General features: G+C 36.8%; 4 protein-coding genes and 2 pseudogenes. All 6 read left to right on the forward strand.

Going from position 1 to position 4,283, the window contains the following annotated elements:
* The coding region (locus tag ARSQ2_RS09845; RefSeq protein ID WP_238334441.1) for an IS630 transposase-related protein at positions 1-325 on the forward strand (325 nt) is incomplete at its 5' end.
* Positions 326-328: 3 nt separating this feature from the next.
* Positions 329-859, forward strand: a complete 531-nt coding sequence (locus ARSQ2_RS09850; RefSeq protein ID WP_202880414.1) for an IS630 family transposase — start codon at positions 329-331, stop codon at positions 857-859.
* 28 nt (positions 860-887) lie between these two features.
* Positions 888-1,205: pseudogene (locus ARSQ2_RS09855) on the forward strand (zinc-binding dehydrogenase); the annotation flags it as partial.
* Between the two features lie 343 nt (positions 1,206-1,548).
* On the forward strand, positions 1,549-1,896 hold the full coding sequence (locus ARSQ2_RS09860; protein WP_181995192.1) for a hypothetical protein: 348 nt from the start codon (positions 1,549-1,551) through the stop codon (positions 1,894-1,896).
* Between the two features lie 216 nt (positions 1,897-2,112).
* Positions 2,113-2,700, forward strand: a complete 588-nt coding sequence (ahpC, locus tag ARSQ2_RS09865; RefSeq protein ID WP_181995193.1) for an alkyl hydroperoxide reductase subunit C — start codon at positions 2,113-2,115, stop codon at positions 2,698-2,700.
* 70 nt (positions 2,701-2,770) lie between these two features.
* A pseudogene (gene ahpF / locus ARSQ2_RS09870) lies at positions 2,771-4,190 on the forward strand (alkyl hydroperoxide reductase subunit F); the annotation flags it as partial.
* Between the last annotated feature and the right edge of the window lie 93 nt (positions 4,191-4,283).

Here is a 4,283-nt window from a genome sequence, read left to right on the forward strand (position 1 = left end):
AGATATAGCTAAGCGACTTAATTTTGATGACATTATTTATATGAGCTATTCAATTGATTTTAGACGTAAAGTGATATTTACGATGGAAGAAGAAGGGTTGAGTATCCGAGAAACAGCGAAGCAATTTCGGATTGGCTCTGCATCTGTATCGCGTTGGATTAATCAAATAGAGCCAAAAGCATCGACTACGCGTCAGCGAAAAATCGATAAATCCGAGTTGATAAAAGATGTTGAACAATATCCAGATGCTTACCAAAAAGAGCGTGCAGAGCGTTTTGGCGTTTGTCAGAAGGCCATTTGGCAAGCTCTTAAAAAATGGGATTGACCTATAAAAAACTCTACGTCATCCGAAAGCCGACGAAAACACTCGACAAACGTTTCAACAAAAAAACAACAGTATGAAAAAGAAGGCAAGCATATTGTTTTTATTGATGAAAGTGGTTTTTCACACGATACCCCGCGGACTCACGGCTATTCCCCGAAAGGTCAACGGTGTGTTGGTCTCAAGAACTGGGGAGCTAAAGGAAGAACAAATGTTATCGGCGCTTTATTGGGCACAACGCTGTTTGCTATCGGATTATTTGATATCAATATTAACAGCGATGTTTTCTATGCATGGGTCACCCAAGTCCTTATCCCAGTACTTCCTAAAAACAGTGTAATCATGATGGATAATGCAACTTTTCACAAGAAACAGAGTATTCAACAAGTCATCATCGATGCGGGGCATATGGTGGAATATTTGCCTACCTATTCGCCAGATCTTAATCCAATTGAACATAAATGGGCACAAGCTAAATGTAAAAAAAGAGCGCTCGGATGCGACACAGATATTTTGTTCGCACTCAATATGGTGTAATTAAAATTAAGTCGCTTAGCTATAATAAAATTATCAAATTGCCGCTAAACATGGCCGTATTATTCAAGTTAGTATGATGCGTGGCGCACCTCAGCAGTTAAATTTAATACCATTAATGGTTAAACAATTAGTTCATACTGGTTCAACAATGCGAGCAAGAACTTTAGCGGAAAAAATAGCGATTGCAACAGCGTTAGAAAATAAGGTTTGGCCACTGATTAATTCAGGTAAGATAAAACCCATTATTGCTAAAACTTATCCATTAGAACAAGCAGAAAAAGCGCATCGTTTTATGGAATCAGGAGCTTTAATTGGTAAATTAGTATTAGTTAATGAACACTTTTAATATTGGTATTTTAAGCATTATTTTCACTTTATTGGGAGCTACTCTGTAGTTAAAAATTTATGGTTAAATTATATGAATAAACAGTCTAATTACCTGAAATTACTTTTAATATTATTATCTTTACCAGCTTTAGCTTATGATGAACAAGCTTCGTTAGAACAGTATCCGACTAAAGATATTATGGCTTATTTCAAGCAAGCACAACAAAAAAAGTTTAACTGGCATTGCTCAAAAAAGTAAGTCGGTTTATGCGCGACTTGCTCCGCCGGGTGAAATTATTAAGACAATTATTAGAGTCGTTGGAACTGAGGTAATATCGTCCCCCGCCGAGGAGGGTGATTGGGTGGTGGAAAATATTTGTCCTTCCACAGGTAATGCGCAATATTTTGTTGAAAAAGCAAAATTTCACCAGTATTATCATGATCCTGTTACCCTATTAAGCAAGCCCAATTATTTACGTTTTATTCCGACCGGTAAAATGATGAATTATTTTATTGTCCCTGAAACCGAATCGGCGTTTACCTTTATTAATAACTGGGGAAAAAAGCAATTATTGCGTGCCGGTGACATTGTTATTCAACCTGTTAGCGAGCCTCAAAGTTTTTATCATGTGCCAAAGCAGTCATTTTTTTGTACTTATAATATTCTGGTCGCTGCACATAAATCGTCTAATAACTTTTCCAGTAATTAGTCATGTCTGCGCTGGTGCTTATCATGTTTTAATTGATATTCTTAAAGTTAATCTGACGCATTATTTCTCAAATCAAAATCGATTTATTCATCGGTTTTTTTATATTACATTTATTTACAATAGGTAATACCTATTCAATTAATAGTAAAAAGGAATTAGACGTAATACTTTTATGTTTATATATTAAATACCTATCAAATAGAAGGGAGCAGCAAAATGTCTTTGGTTAATACAGAAATTAAACCTTTTCAAAATACCGCTTTTAAAGATGGAAAATTTATCGATATATCTGAAAAAGATCTTAAAGGAAAATGGAGCATTTTTTTCTTTTATCCTGCTGATTTTACCTTTGTTTGCCCAACTGAATTAGGTGATTTAGCTGATCACTATGAAGAGTTTCAAAAACTAGGCGTCGAAATTTATTCTGTTTCAACGGATACCCATTTTACTCATAAAGAGTGGCATAGTCATTCAGACACGATTGGTAAAATTAAATATACCATGATTGGCGATCCTAGTTGGACATTAACGCGTAATTTTGAAGTGATGCGCAAATATCAAGAAAATGATGAACAAAAAGAATTAGGATTGGCAGATCGTGGCACATTTATTGTTGATCCAAAAGGTATCATCCAGGCAGTTGAAATTACTGCGGAAGGGATTGGGCGTGATGCATCCGATTTATTACGTAAAATAAAAGCTGCGCAATATTTAGCAAGCCATCCAGGGGAAGTATGTCCAGCTAAATGGAAAGAAGGGGAAGCAACCTTATCACCTTCAGTCGATTTGGTAGGAAAAATTTAATTAAAATTTTTTGTGAATAATTTTACTGTGTTCGGGTGCATTAGCACCCGTTTTTTTCGGGGATAAAGCAATGCTTGATAGCAACATGAAATCTCAACTTAAACTATATTTAGAAAAATTAACCCAGCCAGTTGAGTTGATAGCACAACCTTAGATGATAGTGAAAAATCTATTAGTACACTGTCAGATAAAATAACTTTTAATAAAGACAATAATCTAATAGTACGGAAACCCTCATTTTTAATTACTAATCCAGGTAAAGATAGCGGAAGATTACGGTTTGCTAGCTTGCCGTTAGGTCATGAATTTACCTCATTAGTTTTGGCATTATTGCAAGTTGGCGGCCATCCAGCGAAAGAAGCGGTAGAATTGTTAGATCAGATCCGTCAATTAGAAGGAAAGTTTCATTTTGAAACCTATTATTCATTGTCATGTCATAATTGCCCGAATGTTATTCAAGCTTTAAATCTAATGGCGGTCTTGAATCCTAATATGAGACATACTGCCATCGATGGCGCTATTTTTCAGTCTGAAGTTCAGCAACGGAATATTATGGCAGTGCCTGCTGTGTTTCTAAATGGCAAAGAGTTTGGGCAGGGGCGGATGACTTTAAGTGACATTGTCACTAAAATTGATGTTAATGCTGAAAAAATACTGTCCAAAAATTAAATCAGCAACTGCCTTATGATGTCTTGATTGTTGGTAGCGGACCGGCCGGTGCTTCAGCCGCTATTTATGCGGCTCGTAAAGGTTATTCGTACCGGGTATTATCGGCGAACGCTTTGGTGGGCAGGTCTTAGATACTATTGATATTGAAAATTATATTTCTGTGTCAAAAACCGAAGGACCTAAATTAATTACTACACTATGTGGCCATGTCAATGATTATGATATTGATATTATCGACTGACAAATGGTAGCAAAAACTCATTCCCGCCGATGCGGCTGATAAGTTGCATAAAATTGCAACAGTATCCGGTGCTACTTTGCGTTCCCGGAGCATTATTATTGACACAGGGGCTAAATGGCGTGATATGAATGTGCCAGGCGAAAAAGAATATCGTACCAAAGGAGTAACTTATTGCCCCCATTGCGATGGGCCATTATTTAAGGGTAAACGAGTCGCTGTGATTAATGGAGGTAATTCTGGCGTTGAAGCCGCGATTGATCTTGCCGGAGTTGTTGAGCATGTTACTTTATTAGAATTTGCTCCAGAAATGAGAGCCGACGCAGTGTTGCAACAGAAACTAGCGAGTTTAAATAACGTGGATATTATTTTGCAGGCCGAAACCCTGGAAGTCAAAGGGGATGGTGTCAAAATCACTGGCTTACAATATAAAAATCGGCAGGATGGTTCAATCCATCATTTAGCGGTTGCTGGAACTTTTCTCCAAATCGGTTTACTACCTAATACCCATTGGTTAGATAGCGTAATTGCACGTAATGCAATCGATGAAATCAAGGTTGATGAAAAAGGTGAGGCCAATATAGCTAAGCGACTTAATTTTGATGACATTATTTATATGAGCTATTCAATTGATTTTAGACGTAAAGTGATATTTACGATGGAAGAAGAAGGGTTG

This window comes from Arsenophonus endosymbiont of Bemisia tabaci Q2, assembly GCF_902713415.1.
In the GTDB taxonomy this organism is placed as follows: domain Bacteria; phylum Pseudomonadota; class Gammaproteobacteria; order Enterobacterales; family Enterobacteriaceae; genus Arsenophonus.